Annotated in this window: 1 protein-coding gene; it reads left to right on the top strand. The window is 45.8% G+C overall.

Annotation, left to right across the window (positions count from 1 at the left end):
• On the top strand, window positions 1-607 hold a 607-nt coding region (locus R7Q09_RS26840; RefSeq protein ID WP_318144034.1), incomplete at both ends, for a catalase.

Raw genomic sequence — 607 nt, 5'->3', positions numbered from 1 at the left:
GATTTTAGTGATTTAACGGTATCCGCTCCTTTCACTGAAAAGGGGAAGGTAACTCCTGTTTTCGTTCGTTTTTCGACCGTTATTCACTCAAAAGGGTCGCCAGAGACGCTGCGTGATCCACGAGGTTTTGCCACTAAATTTTATACTGAACAGGGTAACTGGGATCTGGTAGGGAACAACCTGCCTGTGTTCTTCATCCGTGATTCAATCAAGTTTCCGGATATGGTGCACTCTCTGAAACCGTCACCAGTGAACAACGTTCAGGATCCAAACCGATTCTTTGACTTTTTTAGCCATGAACCAAGTGCGACTCACATGCTGACTTGGGTGTACAGCAATCTTGGCACGCCAGCGAGCTATCGCACAATGGATGGCTTTGGCGTTCACGCTTACAAGTGGATCAACCAACAAGGTGATGTGAAATATGTGAAGTTCCAATGGAAGAGCCAACAAGGCATTAAGAGTCTTCGTCCTAATGAAGTGACGGAAATGCAGGGTAAAGACTTCAATCACCTTACGAATGATTTGTATGCCGAAATTGGTCGCGGAAACTACCCTAAGTGGGATCTGTACGTGAAGGTGTTATCGCCAGAAGCGTTAAGCAAGT

It is taken from the genome of Vibrio sp. 2130-1, from assembly GCF_033339515.1.
This window is presented reverse-complemented; position numbering and strand designations above follow the sequence as displayed.